This window comes from Geomicrobium sediminis (assembly GCF_016908595.1).
Taxonomy (GTDB): Bacteria; Bacillota; Bacilli; order Bacillales; family Marinococcaceae; genus Geomicrobium_A; species Geomicrobium_A sediminis.
In genome coordinates this window covers 228,633-245,408 of sequence record NZ_JAFBEC010000004.1, presented here as the reverse complement: position 1 = coordinate 245,408, position 16,776 = coordinate 228,633, and the positions used below count along the sequence as shown (strand labels likewise).

Below are 16,776 nucleotides of genomic sequence, written 5' to 3'. Positions count from 1 at the left end.
GATGGTCTATCGTAGAAAAAAACGCGTCGTGTCAAACGTTCTATACCGCGCAATGATGGTCATAAGCGGCGCTTCCCTTGTGGCCATTGCCATCCAACTCTTTTTAATTCCGAATATGGTAATTGATGGTGGTGTAATTGGGGTTGCGCTCATTTTATCTAAAATCACCGGGCTAGGCTTCGGTTTTTTCGTCTTAATTATTAACTTACCTTTTCTTTTTTTTGGATTAAAGCATATCGGTCCGCAATTTTTTGTCACATCTCTATTCGCAATTGTCGTCATGGCGATTAGCGAGCAACAACTTGCTCATATGGATTCTTTTATCCATGAGCCGCTCGTATCAACGTTGTTTGGTGGCTTTATCTTAGGAGCTGGTGTCGGCATTGTGATTCGTCACGGCGGTGCGCTAGACGGTACTGAAATTCTTGGCATTCTGCTTACGAGAAACCTCCCCTTTTCAGTTGGGGAATTCGTGATGTTTATTAACATCTTTATCTTTGCGTGGGCAGCATTCGTATTCGGTGTCGAACAAGCGATGTTATCCATCATTACGTACTTTGTCGCCTCTAAAACGATTGATGCGGTCATTCAAGGAATCGATGAAACGAAAGCCGTCATGATTGTGAGCAACAAAAAGAAAAAGCTTAGCTCCGAGATTGTTCATCGACTCGGACGATCTCTGACCGTCATGCCTGGCTACGGCGCGTTTACTCACTCTGATAAAGAAGTGCTCTACATCGTTGTCACCCGACTAGAGGTGATGAAATTAAAGTCGATCGTCTTTGACATTGATAAAGAAGCATTCATTACAGTGATGGATGCACAAGAAGTGCACGGCGGAAAATTTAAGAGTAACTCCCACATGTAGATGGACAATTTGTGCTACACTTAAACTACTTCTACATATAAAGGAGTTGTTGAGTCGTGCCTAAAGATGATAGCCATGTATTTGACCCTACAGAGCTTTCAACACAAGAGATGTATAAATTAATGATTGGATCGGTCGTACCAAGACCGATTGCATGGGTTTCATCACGTTCAAAAGACGGAGTCTCTAACCTTGCTCCTTTTAGCTTTTTTACCGTTGCTTCAAGAAAGCCTCCGACCTTATTGTTTTCTGTTGGTCCCGGAGTCCAAGAGCGAAGTGGCACGGTTAAAGATACACTCACCAACATACGAGAAACGGAACAATTCGTTATCCACGTCGTTCCTGAACACTTAGCGAATGCGATGCATGAGACGTCTCTTCATTATCCAGAACATATTGATGAATTTAACAAATCACAGTTAACCCCAATTTCTTCACTTACCGTGCAGCCTCCAACGATTAAAGAGGCTCCTATTGCATTTGAGTGTGAGAAATCTGATATTATTCAAGTCGGTACAGACCACCTCGTACTCGGTAAAGTTAAACGAGTACGTGTTAATGATGACGTTTACTTAGGCAATTATAAGACGAATATCGCGGAACTCTCACCTCTTGCACGGTTAGCCGGTGATTACAGCACGTTAAAGACACCGTCCTTTCCACTTCCAAGGAAAGAAGAGTAACGATGCAATTTATTTTTGATTTGGACGGAACGATCGTCTTTAACGGGAAGAAAATGTCGACATTGATTGCTGATGAACTCGTTGCACTCAAAGAATACGGTCACGATGTTACCTTTGCATCCGCGAGAGGGATTCGTGATATGCTTCCTGTTATTGATGAACGTTTGCATGACGTTCGATTAATTGGCGCCAACGGTGCTGTCGTTTGGGAGAATCAAAAACTAAGGCGTTATGTAGACATCGATCACGAAACGTTTCGTACTGTAACAGCCATTCTTAAAGACATCGATGCAACCTACTTAATTGACGGACATTGGGACTATAGCATTGTCGGGGACGAAGAACATCCATTTCTCCCAATGATTAATGTTTTACAAAACGCTAAAGACGTCTCTGTTGACGAGTTGCAATTCATTTCAAAGCTACTCGTTCTAGAATGCGGCGACCCAACGCCACTCCTTGATCAGATTCCGACATTAAACATTACGAGACATCGTTACCGCGATGAAGCTCGCTTTGATTTAACTGGCGAGAACGTAAACAAACGAGCTGGATTTCAAAGCGTTTGTGCCGAAGATTACATTATGTTCGGCAATGATCTGAACGATTTACCGTTGTTCCAAAAAGCTGTTCACTCCGTGATGATCGGTGACTTCGCGCCTCTGTTCCCTTATGCGAAGGAACAGATTCAATTGAACGCAAGGACAGAAGCAACGATTGTAGAGACCATTCGTTCACTAAAAGAAAAACATACCATTTAACGTAAAAAAAGCATCGGAGCAATTGCACCGATGCTTTTTTGATGTGTTACGTACGTTGTACGTTTCCCTTTTTGATAACGATTCGACGAAATGGGAACTCTTCCTCTTTATCAGGAATCGGAAAGCGGTTGAATTCAGCAACGATTGTCCGCTCGTATTCCGCGATGACCTTCATCATCTCACCTTCGTACTTCACTGATTCACCAATTTGAAACAACTTCTCTTTTTCTTCCATAAAATTTCACCTAGCCTTTATGCGGTAAAATCAATACATGACTAGCATTGTACCACACAACTAGGCGTATGACGAGTATTACGCTTGGAAATCGTGCTCATAGTACTCATTAATCTGTTGAATAACAGATGGTGTCTCCGTCGTTTCGTTTTTGTTATTTTCTTTCATTTCTTGATAACGTTGTGTCATTTCCATAAGTTTCCTCTCCCTTTTTGGAATAGTGTATGCTCATTGTACGTCATTGTTATAATACAGTCAACTATTTTTATCAATTTTATATAACAATTCTGGATTTTTCTCTTTTCACGTTCACACAATGGATTTTCGCCTATTTATCAGTATGAATTGCATATTTCTTTACCCAATACTTCTAAAAATTACGGTTCTATACTACTGTAAATCTTTAATCGTTTATCTGTTTTAATACAGTAAGACGTTTATTGACGCTCTGATACAAAAAGAAAGCGAGTAACGGAATGATACTTCGTTCCGTTACTCGCTTTCTTTTTGTTTTAAACATTTAAGGTTACATAGCTGTCCATCACGCGGATAAGTTGCTCATAATTTGGTTTTGTCACTTGAGTGCTTACACCAACTTCATCATTTCGCTCTACGACGTTCTCGCTTTCAATGGCTGAGAATAACACGATCGGAACGGCCTTATGTGTTTGATCGTCTCGGATGTACTTTGTTAATTGATGACCAGTTAGACCCGGCATCTCTAAGTCCGTCACGATCAAGTCACAGTGGTTTAACTGCTGCAACGCTTCAAATGCTTTACGACCGTCATCGAAATAGTGGACATTCGTATAACCAGCTGCCGTTAGCTGTGTACGGAGGACCACTAACATCGTTTTTGAATCCTCAATCGCGACGACCACTTTCTGTTCCCGCTCATTCACATAACGATACGCCTCATGTTGACTTAGCGACGATTCACTCACAATATCCATAATCATTTTCTCGTAATCAAGCAAAAAGATCGATTTGTCTTCCAACATGAATGTTCCTGTTGCTTGCGCTTCACTGCCAGCAGCAATCTCATCGGCATTGTGCACGTTTGACCAGTTCACACGTACAATTTGATCCACATCTTCAATTAAGAGCGCCATCGTAAGCTCATTGATCTCTACGATCATCATTTTCGTTTGATCGTTGTTTTGAGCTGGTAAGTCTAACACTTTGCCTACGTCGATCACTGGAATGGTCTCCTCACGGACTTGAATCACGCCTTCAACAAAGTGATGCCGATTCGGGGTCGGAGTGATCGGTTGCACCGTTATAATTTCTCGTATTTTTAAAATGTTAATGGCCAATTGAATGGCATTCGCACGGTAGACCATGACTTCAAATTCATTTAAATCCTCATTTTCATAATCTGTTTCATCAAAAAAGGAACTCATCTTGTCTGCCTCCTATAAACACTCTACTGTATATATCGGCAGTACGATAAAAACTATTAAAAAAAGCTAAGAAAACATGAATGTTTTCTTAGCCTCTTGGGATGATTACTCTTTAAGATCTTCAATTGAATCAATGTCCATGTAAGCTGGTACCGTTAATCCAAGTGCCGCTTCACCGTCAAGGTTCGGTCCAAGATCTTCGTATTGATCTTCCATTTGTGCATGGTAATCTTCATGTGTTCCTGGTAACCAAGCGGCAACCATTGCATCTGCATCGCCGTTCGCTACGGCTGTGAACATGATGTTTGCTTCCATTGAACTCATGCTTACATCATATCCTAAGCTTTCAAGTACGAGTGCAACAACGTTTGTTGATGCGATTTCAGTATCCCAAGCAACGTATGCAAGTAGAATTTCGTCTCCATCAACTTCAGGGATTCCCTCAGTCCATCCGTCAACAACGTCTTGGTTCTCATCGATCCAGTTTTGTGCAGCTTCGACTTCATCTGTTCCTTCATGAATCTCTAGCATAACCGCATCCATGTCTTCTGCTGTCCAAGCAAAGTTATCAAGCATCTCGTGAGCTTCAGGCATGTCACTTGAAAGTCCTTCACGAACAATCGTATGAATGCTTTCTGCTTCACCGAATGAGTTCTCAGGATCATCGAGGATCTTTAGGTCAAACGCTTCGAATTTCCAGTGAGGTGTCCACCCTGTAACGATGATTGGCTCTTCGTTTTCAATGGCACTCGTCAATTCTTGTGTCATCGCTGCACCTGAACTTGTCTGTACGTTCCAATCTTCAAGATCATAATCTTCGATTGCACGTTCAGCCGCCGCTACAACCCCTGCTCCAGCGTCGATTCCTGTAATCGTGTAATCTAACTCTTCACCGTAGTTCGTACCCGCTGTATCAGCGTCATCTTCGTCTTCACTTGCTTCTGTGTCACCGTTCTCATCTGCTGTGTCTTGCTCTTCCGCGTCGTCCGTCCCACATCCAGCTGCAACGAGTGCAAGTGTTAATGTTGATGCAAACCCAATTCTTTGCCAATTCTTCTTCATACATACACGCTCCCTTAGATCTCTTTTTTTCGTTAATTGACCCCCCACACGCTGTCAGCGCTAGGGAAGATTACGTTATGATTTACGTTTTCTAAGTCCGAACCCTGCTGTTAGACGGTCGAGGATAATGGCAACAACAACAATCGCAAGTCCTGCCTCAAAACCACTACCGACATCATTTCGTCCAACCGCGGTGTACACAATGTCCCCGAGTCCATCTGCACCGATCATTGACGCAATAACGACCATTGAAAGTGATAACATAATGGTCTGGTTTACACCGGCCATAATCGTCGTTTTCGCCATTGGAAGTTGAACTTTAAATAGTTTTTGAGTACCTGTTGAACCGAATGCATCTGCAGCTTCAATCGCTTCTGTCGAAACTTCGCGAATTCCGAGATTCGTCAAACGAATCGTTGGTGGCATACCGAAGATGACAGAGGCAATAACACCTGGCTCCATACCAATTCCAAAGAAGGCAACCGCAGGGATCAAGTAAACAAATGCTGGCATCGTTTGCATAAAGTCAAGAATAGGTTTCACAATCGCTTCAACCGTATTGTTCTTCGCCATCCAAATTCCAATCGGAACACCGATGACAATCGAGAGGATCGTTGCGGCTAGTATGAGTGATAACATCGTAATCATGTCATCCCAGAAACCGAGGTTCACGATGAGTAATAGTCCGAAAAACACAAAAGCTGTAAGGCCAATTTTACGGCCTGCGAAAAAGTAAGTTACCGCAGTTAAAATTGCAATAAATAATAGCGCTGGAACAAGATCCATTCCCCAGTATAGCCCTTGGAGAATCCAACTAATCACTTGTTCAATTGAATCAAAGATAAAGTCTGCATTCGTCATCCAATCAACGACACTTCTTGTCCATTCGTCAAGAGGAATTCTAGGAATTGCTTCAGTCATCTAGATTCACCTCTTTTCCAGAAAGTGCAGCCAAGATTGAGCTTCGTATGATAATGCCTCGTAGCTTCCCATTTTCAAGTACCGCAATTGGGTAGCTCGTCTCTGCTGTCAGTTCAATAACATCATTTACCGGAGTATCCATTTCAACGACCTTTAGCGCGTCCATTTTAATGGCAGACGTAAGATCGTCTTGTTTCTCATCAACGAGCTTGCGGACGTCACTCGCATCAACAATTCCGATTAATTCACGGTTTCTTTTCACCGCAAAAATACTCGATATTCCGTTTTCACGCATGCGTTGCAACGCAACTCTTGGACCTTCACGTTCTGGTTGTACCGTTTCCGGACGCATCATGACGTTGGATGCAGTATACACTTTCGAACGATCAACATCTTCGACAAATTTCTCAACATACTCATCTGCTGGATTTGTCAGAATCTCTTCTGGCGTTCCAATTTGAACGATTTTTCCATCTTTCATAATCGTAATGCGATCACCAATTCGAAGAGCTTCATCAAGGTCATGCGTGATGAAAATAATCGTCTTCTTCATCGTCTCTTGTAGATCTAACAATTCGTCTTGCATATCTTTACGAATTAATGGGTCAAGCGCTGAAAAGGCCTCATCCATCAGCAATACGTCCGAATCATTTGCAAACGCTCGAGCAAGTCCAACACGCTGCTGCATACCACCAGATAATTCGTCTGGATATTTATTTTCATATCCCTCAAGTCCAACGAGCTTTAAAGACTCCATCGCTTTTTCAGTACGCTGTTTCTTGTCGACTCCTTGAATCTCAAGGCCATATTCCACGTTGCTAAGTATCGTACGGAATGGGAATAAGCCAAATTTCTGGAATACCATACTCATATCTTTACGACGTATGTTACGTAGTGTTTTCTGATCAACCGTCGCAAGGTCATTTCCGTTCAAGTACACCGAACCTTGTGTCGGTTCAATAAGACGGTTTAGCAATCGAACGAGTGTCGACTTCCCACTACCTGAGAGACCCATAATAACGAAGATCTCACCGTCTTGCACCTCAAATGATGCTTTGTTAACCCCTACAGTTAACCCTGTTTTTTCGAGAATTTCCGCTTTAGATTTATCTTCGCTTAATAGCGAAAGCGCTCGATTCGGCTTCTTACCGAATACTTTTGTCAGATTCTCAACTTTAATCTTTGACAATGCATCCACCCCTCCAACAATTTATGAGTATATCACTATACCTTCATTTCCAATTCGGCCAAGACAATGTGTGCATGCTATTTGCACCATATTCCAAAACTATACGCTGTTTATGATGTTCGCTCAAATGGATTCTAACGTTCCTATACTCGATATTCGATATTCAATATGAATTAAACAGACACTGCGTATTAAATTCTAATGATAGCTCCATCATTCTCCCATTTTGAACGAAACTGAGAATATTTGCGAAAAATTAATCGAAAAACACGAGATTTACGATTGAAGGTTTGGAATTGAATCTATTATGTAAAAATAATATCTTTACCGACAACTACTTTTTCCCTAATCCATTGTTTTCAAAACCTGTTTTCCGCCAAAAATCGCGATTATACTACAACTTTTTTCACAGAGGTTGATTAAACCTACGTTCAACACCAATAAAAAACCAGACGAGCTTAGGCTCATCTGGTTGACGTAAACTTAAATGTGAATCGTCACATCGTTTTCTTCTTGTAGTTCAGGAATTAATGTGTTGAACACATATTCTTGTTCTTTCTCTTGCTGCAATGCTTGGCGAAGCTCATCTTCTAGCTCTTCCAATTCAGGAACTTCTTGTGGTTCATGCATTTGCACTTCTTCTTCATCAGCTTCTTCTTGTTGTTCTTCCATCATTGCGTTCATTTCTTCAATTTGTTGAACTTCTTGCTCGTAAGCTTCTTCAACTTCTTCATCAGTTACTTCAACATCTGCTTCGTTTGTTGCGTACATGTCAGCGGATACGGCAGTTCTTAGATCGTCACGTACTTCATCTGCTGTAACGCCTTGTTCTTCTTCAATAGAACTGTAAATCTCTTCGACTTCCATACCTGGTTGTCCATAATGCATCAAGACGTACTCGTCGATTTCGTCGTCCGTCGCTTCGACACCTTCAGCTTCAGCTTCTTGCTCTAACAACTCTTGTCCGACAAGACCTTGTACGATATTCTCTGATAGTTCAGGGTCTAATTCATCGCCTTCCATAGGCATACCAAACATCATCATTTGTTGCATTTGGAACATATATTGATCTTCAAAAAGATCTCTAGAAATTTCAGTTCCATTTACTTCAGCGACAACTTCTGGTAGTTCACTAAAGTCAGGATTTGGCATCTCGTCTTCAGGAGAAGCTTGTTGTTCCTCACCATTCTCAACATCAGCTTCTTCGTTTTGCTCTTGCTCTTCATCACCACATGCAACGAGTCCTACTGATAGCATGAGTGCAAAGCCTCCTGCTAGCCATTTCTTCTTCAAGATGACATCCCCTTTCTTTCATGCAGTTGTTCGCATTGTATCACACACGTAGGGGATGCACGCAACGTCTTTGACAGTTTCTCTTTATCTTTGACAGTTGTGACAAATCATTGACGGTGATAGCGATCTGTGTTGTGTTCGACGTGTTCGTTATAGAACCTGCGATAATTTTCACCCGCAAATTTGCGAACATCGTCTTCCTTATAATGCTTTTGCATATAGTCGATCAAATCAAGGATGCCTCTAGGCGTTTCAAGACCACTCACGCTTTGAGGGATGCCATCAAAGTCAGAACCGAATCCGACATAATCACTTCCAATTGAACCGGCAATATGGTCGATATGACGAAGTAAATCAGCGAACGTCGCTTCTTCACTACCGTTTATAAATTTCGGGAAGAATGTCATGCCGACAAGGCTGTTTTTCTCTTTAATTACACGTAACTGTTCTTCTGTTAGATTACGTGGATGATTGTGGATTGTCCGGCTATTCGCATGACTTACAAAGAAAGAATCACTTAATGACGCCGCTTCAAAATAACTATCATCGTGTAAATGCGCACCGTCTACAATCATTCCCTCATTACGTAAAAATGTGACGACTTCTCGGCCTTTGTTCGTTAACCGATGACCTTGTTCTTCCATACAACCAGCGGCTAGTGCATTGCTTTCATTCCACGTAAGTCCAACACTTTCAACCCCGAGACGCTTTATAAGACGCCATTTCATCCAATCGTCTTGAAGCCCATCTGCGCCTTCTAACGCTAAGATCGCTCTCGTTTTTGACGTTTCAGTAAGCGGTGTACATGGCGCAAATTCAATTTGATCATTTGATACAATCAAATTGTAAAAGTGATCGACTTGTCGCAATACTGCGTCAAATAAATCGGCGCGTTCATCATAAACCGGTGCAAACAGTGCAAACAATTGCATATTCACTTGTCCTTCACGTAATGAGGATTCAGTAATTGTCATCCCTTCTATAAACGAAGGGGTTTCAGCTTCAAATTGACGCAACGTAGCGTCACAATGACCATCTGCAATATACATCGTTTCAGTCCTTTTCCGTTAAAATTTAGTCATCCATTGAACGATGGACAACACGTTTTCATAGGCTATGTAGTAAAGAAGTACAAACGAGAACGAGACTTTAATCTTCGAAAGGTGGTGATGGAATGTTTAAGAATACGCAACATGTTCAAGGTCGCCCGCCGCACTTTGCCAATCAGCAGCCGTATATGTATCCACCAAGACCTTATCCACCTTCTGTGCCCCCTTATCCTCAATCAGAGTATACGTCTCATCCTTACGGCGCAGTTCATTCGATGGGGTTCCCAGGGCAAATGCCTAAACAAAAGAAAATGAATATGAAAAGCTTAATGAACGGGTTCGTTGACCAAGAAGGGCAAATTGACGTTCAGAAAACGATGGCAACAGTCGATACTGCAATGAAAACGTACCAACAAGTTACGCCGATGATTAAACAGTTGGCAACCTTTTTCATTACGAGACCTTAATGCTAAAGAAAGACTCCCTCAGACAGGGAGTCTTTCTTAATGCTATTTCCAGTCTAAAGGTAAAGGTCGAAGATAAATCTTCACGTGATATGGGAACGACCCTTGATTTCTAGCTTCAGTTAGCGCATCGTACATTCGCTTACCAGCAGGGGCATTCGCGGAGTGAACCGTAATCCGCTCTGCATATCGTCTATGGTCAATCATGTATTGAACAACTTCAAAACCATTCTTCTGGTCAGATCCTAAGTCATGATCAAGTGACAAGTGATTTAATGGTAAGTCTGTCTTCAAAATCGCAATACAGTCTTCAGCAGTTCGCACAAGATGGTGGTCACCCGGGCTTTCACGGACGTCATCCATAAACACTTTATCCATGTTACCACCTAAGCTTTCTTGGCTTATAGTTAAAATAGGTCACCTACTTCAAATTTGTCTATGATCATCGTATCATAGAAACGCTTAGAAAACAAATGAACGCAAGGTAAATTCTGAAAACTAAAAATGTCCACTAAATGATGACTCTTTTAGTGAACATAATCATGATCAAACAAATAATGATAGGCAATGTCTATAAAAACGTACTCGCTAGTAGTAATTGGATAAGAGAACGTACGAATGTGGTCATTTGACGTCAAATCTTTATACAATACGGACAATACACCCTTCCCATCAACATTCATGCGAATAATGTTCTCCAAGAAATATGGTCGCCAACTCCAATTTTGCCAACGATTCGCTTCATCTAGCTTCCAAGCCTGATCTGATTGAACTGCATTGGCGGATTGCTGCTCTCCATCGTTATTTACGATATATACGCGAAAACATACGTCTTCGAGCCGTTTCCCAATTGTAAGCGCAAGATCATCGTACGAGCGTGTTTTCTCTTCTTCAAGAACGCTCGACACTCGCCGATCTAAATACACGGTAAAATCAAGCAAGCGTTGGATGCGGTTTTGCTCAAACGAGACGAATGAACGGAAATGCTTCACTAAGTCTGCTTGATACGATTGGTTGTTAGCTGTAGACTCTTTTTTCATGGCTAGAAAGTTTCCTTGAACGAACCTTGCACCGTGTTTCCACGCATCGGTAAGCTGCTGAAAACTTTCAACCCCTTGAAATAATAGCGACGCACCGATTTTGCTCGCGGCAATCGAATAGACGTGTAATAGCTCGCGCTGAACGTTCGCAACGTCATCTTCAATGTCGTTCATATCAATTTCAATAATGTCTGGCTTTACGTGTACGATATCAGACATCGCAATCTCTTTAATGGATGTATGCTTCATTGACACACGCAGTCCACTCATTTGCAAATAATACGTAAAATGCTTATGATCTGCCCAACTGGTGAATTCATCGGTTAACAGAATACCGAGGACAACCTGATTTTTAAGTGTTTCTAGTTCTTCAACGAGGCTGTCCCCAATCGTTCCAGTATACAATTCTGGGCGAATTGTTACATAAATGGCCTTTCCTGGTGCAAGCGCTGACAGCTCCTTAAAGGCAATTCTACGAACGTGCTGGTCCACTTCAAGACGATACTCTTCTGGGATTGTCCGGTTATTTAGAAAAGAAGTGAGCTCATACTCTTGTCCTTCATCTCGGTAATACGGAAACACTTCGTACCCGACCACTTTTTGGCTGCCTGTCACAAAGATTGCTTGGAACTTCGGAGATATTTTGTCCATGTTCATCATGATGTCTAGTTCGTCAATAAGCCATCTCCCCTTACTTCCTTCACGCAAGAAATTTAGCAATCGCCTGCGATGTCTTTTCTGGAATTTCTTCCGGTAACAAATGACCGACATTTGGATAGACGTGAAGCTTACTGTTCGGTAATTCTTTGTCTAAATACCGCCCAACGCTGACCGGCACGATCCGGTCGTTTTCTCCCCATAAAAGAAGAACTGGCTTTTTTATCGTATGCAGCGTCTCCCGGCTTAAATCACCTTCACGCTGTCGGATGAACTTCGCAAGTGTACGGTACATCGCATCGTTCTCAAGTGGTCGGCCGTACTCTTGGATTTGCTCATCGGTAATGGAACGCTTGTCGCTAATCACTTGTTGCAACACGTGATGAACATCTCGCTCTCGAACATACTTCGATAAGTAATGGTGAAAGAACGGTAACGTACTCGCCGCTCGTAATTTGAGCGAGCTTTTCGCTAAATTGCCAGAGCTCGACAATAATACCGCTTTTGATACCTCAGGCATCCATTGAACGAGCCGAAGCGCAATTTGACCTCCCATCGAATGCCCAATGGCAATGACCTCATCATCGTCTTTACTGTTCGCACGAATGACATCATGAACGGTCTTCGTATATTGTTCATACGAGTAGTAATAACGCACAGTCCGATTACTTAAGCCAAACCCAGGCAAATCTAGCGTCATAATATTGCCGTACTCATTCAAGTACGGAATAAGCCGCTTAAAGCTGTACGACCAACTCATAAAACCGTGAATTAAAACGAAGTGACGATGCGCATGTTCCTTGGACGTAGACGGGTATACGTGCAAATTCACATCATCGTCAGTGAGCGGAAAACGATTAGCCCAATTCATATGGCGTCTCTTGATAGACATAATAGTTTAACCAATTCGAAAATAACAGATGTGAATGAGCCCTCCACAATAAAGGCGGCACGTTATCAAGGTCATCACTCGGAAAATAATCATCCGGTAGCTTCGTGTTTAACCCTTTTTCCACATCTCGCAAATACTCCTCTTTTAATGTATCTGCATCGTATTCTCCGTGACCCGTCACAAACACTTGACTGCCGTCTCCATTCGAAATGAGGTAAACCCCCGCTTTCTCTGAGTCCGCTAAAATATGAAGCTGATCGTGTCTCTCGAGCTCGGCTGTCGATGTAGTCGTATGCCTTGAATGAGGCACGTAAAAAATGTCGTCAAACCCACGTAACAATGGATTGTTCTGGACGCGAATTCGATGTTTAAATACCCCGAACTGCTTTCGTTCTAATGGGGTTTTATCAATGCCATAATGATGGAACATTGCCGCTTGTGCTCCCCAACAAATGTGAAGCGTTGACGTGACGTGCGTTTTGCTCCAATCCATCATCTCTGTTAATTCATCCCAATAGTTCACTTCTTTGAACGGTAATTTCTCAATTGGCGCTCCAGTAATGATCATCCCGTCAAAATTGTCGCCTTTAATCTCTTCAAACGTCTTGTAAAACGCCGACAAATGCTTCGTTGACGTGTTTTTAGACTGATGTGATGACGGATGCAAAAACGTAATTTCCACTTGGAGTGGCGAGTTCCCGAGCAAACGAAGCAATTGGGTTTCTGTCGTTTCTTTTATCGGCATTAAATTTAAGATAACGATATGAAGAGGACGAATGTCTTGTGCATACGCCCTCGCCTCGTTCATTACAAAGATATTCTCTTGTTGTAAGATTTCAGATGCAGGTAATTGATTTGGGATCTTAATAGGCATATGAACACTCAATCCTCTTTCTATACTCGATTGTCATGGTGCAAGATCTAAATCCCATACCCCTTGCTGACCCGTTGCATGATTTGAATAGACCCATTCAAACGATGATTCTACATCATTCACTGGATAAGCAAGCGTTCCTCTTCGTTGACCTCCTGGTCGGATTTGTCCTCCCATCAGTCGTTGGTCTCCAAATGATGAATCATGTTGATACTCATACCCTTCATCGTCAATGACCGAAGAGTTCATCGGAGCTAACTGGGTGTTTGTGTCCGATTCATTGAAGAATGAAACGTCCACGATCACATAATCTTCATCTTCCGTTTCCTCCAAGTAGGCTTCATGAATTGAAATGATAAAACTCCCTACTTGTGCAGTCTCTTCGGTTGTGAGTAGATTGTCATCTACTACTTGGTTAACCGTATTAGAGCTCGATCCATAAAACATTCCAGCCATAAAGCCTAAAATTAAAACGAGCCCCAAGAGCATCCAATACTTCCACCCCATCAAAGCAACTCCTATCCCAATGCGAACTTACAATTGTTTCCACCATGTGTCCGTCGGTGTTACAGGACCTTGGCGTTTATGTTCTGTCTTTTTGTAGAGAGAAATGAGTTTCTCCTCTACGTCTTTTGTAACTGATTTCCCTTCAAGGAAATCGTCAATCTGTTCATAAGTTAAACCGAGTGCTTCTTCGTCTGACAACCCTGGGCGATCGTCTTCTAGATCTGCCGTTGGCACTTTTTCATATGTTTCTTTCGGCGCATCTAACCATCGTAAAACGCTACGTCCTTGTCTTTTCGTTAAGCCGAACAACGGCGTCAAATCACACGCTCCGTCTCCGAATTTCGTAAAGAACCCTGTGATTGCTTCTGCAGCATGATCCGTTCCAATAACGAGTAGTTGATGGCTAGCAGCGAAATCATAATGCACTTTCATTCGCTCCCTCGCCTTCGTATTCCCTTTTATAAAATCACTCATCTTCTTGCCACTCGCTTCTTCAAACGCCGCAACCGAAGCATCGACCGCTTGCTTCACGTTCACCGTTAACAGCTGATCTGGGTTGATGAACTCAACCGCGCGAACCGCATCATCTTCATCGTGCTGAACTCCATACGGCAATCGCAGTGCTAAAAACGTGTACGATTCATCTCCAGTTTCTTCGCGCATTTCGCGAACAGCCTCTTGCGCCATCTTTCCTAGTAACGTCGAGTCTTGTCCTCCTGAAATGCCAAGAACAAAACCCTTCGTTCCCGTTTTGGTTAAGTAGTCTTTTACAAATTGCTTTCTTTTCGTATATTGTTCTTTCGGATCAATCGTAGATTCGACTTCTAAAGCTTGTTGAATGGACGCTTGGTTCAATTCGCTCACCCTTTACGATGGTTTTGTATTTACGAAACGCTCATATTGCTCTATGAGTCCTTCACGTTCTAAGACGTGTTTTTGATGATCACCAAAAACGTCAAAATGTGATAATTCTCCCCGTTCGTGGACCCACTCCGGACGAAAGCCGTAGCTCTTCCCCCATTGTAGCAATTTCTCAATGTCTGAACAGGCGACTTTGGTTACAGAATCGCACCCTGGGAAACGTTCATCAACCCAGTAGTGCGTTAAAATACTAATCTCACCTTGTTTCGCTCGTTCTTTCCATTGCATGAGCTCTTGTTTGTTAATTCCAAATGCCACGCCTTCTCAACCTTTCACGTCCTACTTTGTTCTTTATATACAGCGTGCCAATCCGGTGCTGCCTTCTTAATCGAAACAGGACGGAAATCTTCCTTACGAACGACGACGTGCGTAGTCGTCCCATCTACACAGACATCTCCGCTTTCATCCTTAATTTCGTAGCCATACGTGGCGCGAATGCCTGTGTAAGACTCTAACCACGTCGCGACTGTTGCGACAGTTGGGTAACGGATCGCTTTTTTATAGGAAAGGTTCACTTCAGTCACAGGAGAAAGCAACCCCTCTGCTTCCATCTGCGCATAGGAGAAGCCAAATTTCTCAATTAAATCCGTTCGACCTATTTCACACCAAATCAAGTACTGTGAATGGTGAATCACACCCATTTGATCGGTTTCTGCGTATCGTGTTTGTACTGGTACTTCAGATTTTAACATGATCTACACCCTTATCCATAAAGTTCTATATTTTTCTAGCATATAAAATAACGATTACGCAATCAAGCACTAGCCATCAAAAAAAGCAGAAACTGCACAATTCAGAAGAAAAAAAGCCTTAAAAGATCGGGAGTTTCCGTCTTTTAAGGCTTTTTAATACTAAGCTTTACGTTTTGAATCCAGTTTTGCGTCGATTTTTTCTAATGCCTCACGGTCATTCATAATTTGTTCCCGATTCGTCCGAAGAAGTTCCTGGAAACGAGCTTTTTTAATACGTTTCATACACAAATCATCTCCTTTTCCACATTATGGGTAGAAGCGGACAATTTTATGCATCTTCTTTTGGGCTAATGTACCATTCATTGTTGCGATTGATCGTTAACAAGAAAATGTTATCGGCCGAATCATAACCCCTTTTCTTCAATTGCTTATAAAATTTCTCTTCCGATAAATGCTCAGGAAGGTTTTTTTTCTTAAGCGTCCCATCCGAAATGATGACCGATGCATACCCTTTATCGTTCGTTGAGATGTTCATATCATCTGGAGTTAACTGGTCAAAACGCGCTTTTTTAATAACACTAACCTTCCCATTTTGCTCAAGCACGACCGTGTCGATCTCATTTAAATCTGAACTACTCGCTTGCCGAAGTTCCATAAGTACTTGTTCAATCGTCATGTTCGCTTTTCTTAAGATTTTCTCATGAAACACACCGTTACTCGCAAGAATGTACGGCTCATCTTCAAGGAAACGACGAGATTTCTTCGGGAGTTTAAGCGCAATATACGATAGCGACCAATGTAAGGCACCAATCGTTGCCGCTGCTAGAAACGGCCCCCCCAATTCACTGTCCCCGGTTGCGAGTGGTTCACCAAGAATGTCCCCGATGACAACACCAAATATAAAGTCCAACGGATCAACTGTTGCCATCGACCGCTGACCGAGCAATTTGATCATCGTAAAAATGTACACATAAACGATCAACGCTCGAACCGCAAACCCGTATAACGGTAACGACGAAGATCCTTCCCACAATTCCACTAGTTGGTCCATCAACACCCCACCTTACACTTCCACATTAACGTGCGCAATTGGAAGAGAATTATTCTCGGTGTGGCTGGTTGATGGCATGGGTCTGGGGAAATAGCTTATTACGGTGCGTGAAATTATGAGTTGGAGTAAAGGTGCTATTCACATAACCTGCTCTATGTGAGCAGAACCCCGCTGATCGTGACGGTTTTCTCTTCGGCTGATCACAATCAGAGCC

The 16,776-nt window shown here is 42.4% G+C and carries 21 protein-coding genes; 4 read left to right on the top strand and 17 right to left on the bottom strand.

Features of this window, described 5'->3' with window-relative positions; all coding sequences use genetic code 11:
- Nucleotide 1 precedes the first annotated feature (1 nt).
- From JOD17_RS08780 to JOD17_RS08770, 3 genes are read left to right on the top strand one after another with little or no spacing between them, the layout of a single operon-like run.
- On the top strand, nucleotides 2-868 hold the full coding sequence (locus JOD17_RS08780; RefSeq protein ID WP_042418894.1) for a YitT family protein: 867 nt from the start codon (nucleotides 2-4) through the stop codon (nucleotides 866-868).
- Nucleotides 869-924: 56 nt separating this feature from the next.
- On the top strand, nucleotides 925-1,551 hold the full coding sequence (locus JOD17_RS08775; RefSeq protein ID WP_338028777.1) for a flavin reductase family protein: 627 nt from the start codon (nucleotides 925-927) through the stop codon (nucleotides 1,549-1,551).
- 2 nt (nucleotides 1,552-1,553) lie between these two features.
- Nucleotides 1,554-2,312 carry an HAD-IIB family hydrolase gene (locus JOD17_RS08770; protein ID WP_204697067.1) on the top strand — a complete coding sequence of 253 codons (759 nt, stop codon included), beginning with the start codon at nucleotides 1,554-1,556 and terminating at the stop codon, nucleotides 2,310-2,312.
- A 46-nt stretch (nucleotides 2,313-2,358) separates the two neighbouring features.
- On the opposite strand, the gene JOD17_RS08765 is transcribed toward JOD17_RS08770, so the two are convergent.
- From JOD17_RS08765 to JOD17_RS08735, 7 genes are all read right to left on the bottom strand, one after another.
- Nucleotides 2,359-2,547 (bottom strand): hypothetical protein, encoded by a 189-nt coding sequence (locus JOD17_RS08765; protein WP_204697066.1) that lies wholly within the window; start codon nucleotides 2,545-2,547, stop codon nucleotides 2,359-2,361.
- Nucleotides 2,548-3,059: 512 nt separating this feature from the next.
- Nucleotides 3,060-3,950: a chemotaxis protein CheV gene (locus JOD17_RS08760; protein WP_204697065.1), complete on the bottom strand. Its 891-nt coding sequence runs from the start codon at nucleotides 3,948-3,950 to the stop codon at nucleotides 3,060-3,062.
- Nucleotides 3,951-4,055: 105 nt separating this feature from the next.
- Nucleotides 4,056-5,012 carry a glycine betaine ABC transporter substrate-binding protein gene (locus tag JOD17_RS08755; RefSeq protein WP_204697063.1) on the bottom strand — a complete coding sequence of 319 codons (957 nt, stop codon included), beginning with the start codon at nucleotides 5,010-5,012 and terminating at the stop codon, nucleotides 4,056-4,058.
- A gap of 75 nt (nucleotides 5,013-5,087) precedes the next feature.
- Nucleotides 5,088-5,933, bottom strand: a complete 846-nt coding sequence (locus JOD17_RS08750; RefSeq protein WP_042360382.1) for an ABC transporter permease — start codon at nucleotides 5,931-5,933, stop codon at nucleotides 5,088-5,090.
- Complete coding sequence (locus tag JOD17_RS08745) at nucleotides 5,926-7,122, bottom strand: quaternary amine ABC transporter ATP-binding protein (RefSeq protein WP_204697062.1); 1,197 nt, start codon at nucleotides 7,120-7,122, stop codon at nucleotides 5,926-5,928. The genes JOD17_RS08750 and JOD17_RS08745 overlap by 8 nt, the downstream gene beginning before the upstream one ends.
- Before the next feature lie 483 nt (nucleotides 7,123-7,605).
- Nucleotides 7,606-8,415: a SurA N-terminal domain-containing protein gene (locus tag JOD17_RS08740; protein WP_204697061.1), complete on the bottom strand. Its 810-nt coding sequence runs from the start codon at nucleotides 8,413-8,415 to the stop codon at nucleotides 7,606-7,608.
- A gap of 107 nt (nucleotides 8,416-8,522) precedes the next feature.
- The gene (locus JOD17_RS08735) at nucleotides 8,523-9,464 is read right to left on the bottom strand and encodes a dipeptidase (RefSeq protein WP_204697060.1); all 942 of its coding nucleotides are present in this window, start codon (nucleotides 9,462-9,464) and stop codon (nucleotides 8,523-8,525) included.
- 125 nt (nucleotides 9,465-9,589) lie between these two features.
- Between JOD17_RS08735 and JOD17_RS08730 the strand changes: the two genes are divergently transcribed.
- Entirely contained in the window at nucleotides 9,590-9,931 is a 342-nt protein-coding gene (locus JOD17_RS08730) for a YppG family protein (protein ID WP_204697059.1), read from the top strand.
- Nucleotides 9,932-9,973: 42 nt separating this feature from the next.
- Here JOD17_RS08730 and JOD17_RS08725 read toward each other — a convergent pair whose 3' ends face one another.
- The 10 genes from JOD17_RS08725 to JOD17_RS08680 all read right to left on the bottom strand — a co-directional run bounded on the left by JOD17_RS08725 (nucleotide 9,974) and on the right by JOD17_RS08680 (nucleotide 16,562).
- Nucleotides 9,974-10,306 (bottom strand): cyclic-phosphate processing receiver domain-containing protein, encoded by a 333-nt coding sequence (locus JOD17_RS08725; protein WP_204697058.1) that lies wholly within the window; start codon nucleotides 10,304-10,306, stop codon nucleotides 9,974-9,976.
- Nucleotides 10,307-10,455: 149 nt separating this feature from the next.
- On the bottom strand, nucleotides 10,456-11,676 hold the full coding sequence (locus tag JOD17_RS08720) for an EAL-associated domain-containing protein (protein WP_204697057.1): 1,221 nt from the start codon (nucleotides 11,674-11,676) through the stop codon (nucleotides 10,456-10,458).
- Nucleotides 11,669-12,496 carry an alpha/beta fold hydrolase gene (locus JOD17_RS08715; protein WP_204697055.1) on the bottom strand — a complete coding sequence of 276 codons (828 nt, stop codon included), beginning with the start codon at nucleotides 12,494-12,496 and terminating at the stop codon, nucleotides 11,669-11,671. Before JOD17_RS08715 ends, JOD17_RS08720 begins: the two co-directional genes overlap by 8 nt.
- Nucleotides 12,483-13,391 carry a homoserine O-acetyltransferase MetA gene (metA, locus tag JOD17_RS08710; protein ID WP_204697053.1) on the bottom strand — a complete coding sequence of 303 codons (909 nt, stop codon included), beginning with the start codon at nucleotides 13,389-13,391 and terminating at the stop codon, nucleotides 12,483-12,485. Before metA ends, JOD17_RS08715 begins: the two co-directional genes overlap by 14 nt.
- Before the next feature lie 33 nt (nucleotides 13,392-13,424).
- Complete coding sequence (locus tag JOD17_RS08705; RefSeq protein ID WP_042361249.1) at nucleotides 13,425-13,898, bottom strand: DUF4352 domain-containing protein; 474 nt, start codon at nucleotides 13,896-13,898, stop codon at nucleotides 13,425-13,427.
- A gap of 27 nt (nucleotides 13,899-13,925) precedes the next feature.
- Complete coding sequence (gene nadE, locus JOD17_RS08700) at nucleotides 13,926-14,753, bottom strand: ammonia-dependent NAD(+) synthetase (RefSeq protein WP_204697051.1); 828 nt, start codon at nucleotides 14,751-14,753, stop codon at nucleotides 13,926-13,928.
- A gap of 12 nt (nucleotides 14,754-14,765) precedes the next feature.
- The gene (locus JOD17_RS08695) at nucleotides 14,766-15,077 is read right to left on the bottom strand and encodes a hypothetical protein (RefSeq protein WP_204697044.1); all 312 of its coding nucleotides are present in this window, start codon (nucleotides 15,075-15,077) and stop codon (nucleotides 14,766-14,768) included.
- Nucleotides 15,078-15,091: 14 nt separating this feature from the next.
- Nucleotides 15,092-15,511 (bottom strand): acyl-CoA thioesterase, encoded by a 420-nt coding sequence (locus tag JOD17_RS08690; RefSeq protein WP_204697042.1) that lies wholly within the window; start codon nucleotides 15,509-15,511, stop codon nucleotides 15,092-15,094.
- 159 nt (nucleotides 15,512-15,670) lie between these two features.
- Entirely contained in the window at nucleotides 15,671-15,793 is a 123-nt protein-coding gene (locus JOD17_RS08685; RefSeq protein WP_081831795.1) for an FbpB family small basic protein, read from the bottom strand.
- Between the two features lie 46 nt (nucleotides 15,794-15,839).
- Nucleotides 15,840-16,562 carry a DUF421 domain-containing protein gene (locus JOD17_RS08680; RefSeq protein WP_239575350.1) on the bottom strand — a complete coding sequence of 241 codons (723 nt, stop codon included), beginning with the start codon at nucleotides 16,560-16,562 and terminating at the stop codon, nucleotides 15,840-15,842.
- Nucleotides 16,563-16,776: the final 214 nt, after the last annotated feature.

Bases quoted from the DNA above. Each gene is read 5' to 3' on its own strand.
- JOD17_RS08705 (WP_042361249.1), bottom strand. From the start codon at position 13,898: ATGGGGTGGAAGTATTGGATGCTCTTGGGGCTCGTTTTAATTTTAGGC.
- JOD17_RS08735 (WP_204697060.1), bottom strand. From the start codon at position 9,464: ATGTATATTGCAGATGGTCATTGTGACGCTACGTTGCGTCAATTTGAA.
- JOD17_RS08690 (WP_204697042.1), bottom strand. From the start codon at position 15,511: ATGTTAAAATCTGAAGTACCAGTACAAACACGATACGCAGAAACCGAT.
- JOD17_RS08755 (WP_204697063.1), bottom strand. From the start codon at position 5,012: ATGAAGAAGAATTGGCAAAGAATTGGGTTTGCATCAACATTAACACTT.
- JOD17_RS08770 (WP_204697067.1), top strand. From the start codon at position 1,554: ATGCAATTTATTTTTGATTTGGACGGAACGATCGTCTTTAACGGGAAG.
- JOD17_RS08750 (WP_042360382.1), bottom strand. From the start codon at position 5,933: ATGACTGAAGCAATTCCTAGAATTCCTCTTGACGAATGGACAAGAAGT.
- JOD17_RS08725 (WP_204697058.1), bottom strand. From the start codon at position 10,306: ATGGATAAAGTGTTTATGGATGACGTCCGTGAAAGCCCGGGTGACCAC.
- JOD17_RS08730 (WP_204697059.1), top strand. From the start codon at position 9,590: ATGTTTAAGAATACGCAACATGTTCAAGGTCGCCCGCCGCACTTTGCC.
- JOD17_RS08715 (WP_204697055.1), bottom strand. From the start codon at position 12,496: ATGAATTGGGCTAATCGTTTTCCGCTCACTGACGATGATGTGAATTTG.
- JOD17_RS08765 (WP_204697066.1), bottom strand. From the start codon at position 2,547: ATGGAAGAAAAAGAGAAGTTGTTTCAAATTGGTGAATCAGTGAAGTAC.
- JOD17_RS08680 (WP_239575350.1), bottom strand. From the start codon at position 16,562: ATGGACCAACTAGTGGAATTGTGGGAAGGATCTTCGTCGTTACCGTTA.
- metA (WP_204697053.1), bottom strand. From the start codon at position 13,391: ATGCCTATTAAGATCCCAAATCAATTACCTGCATCTGAAATCTTACAA.
- JOD17_RS08685 (WP_081831795.1), bottom strand. From the start codon at position 15,793: ATGAAACGTATTAAAAAAGCTCGTTTCCAGGAACTTCTTCGGACGAAT.
- JOD17_RS08780 (WP_042418894.1), top strand. From the start codon at position 2: ATGGTCTATCGTAGAAAAAAACGCGTCGTGTCAAACGTTCTATACCGC.
- JOD17_RS08760 (WP_204697065.1), bottom strand. From the start codon at position 3,950: ATGAGTTCCTTTTTTGATGAAACAGATTATGAAAATGAGGATTTAAAT.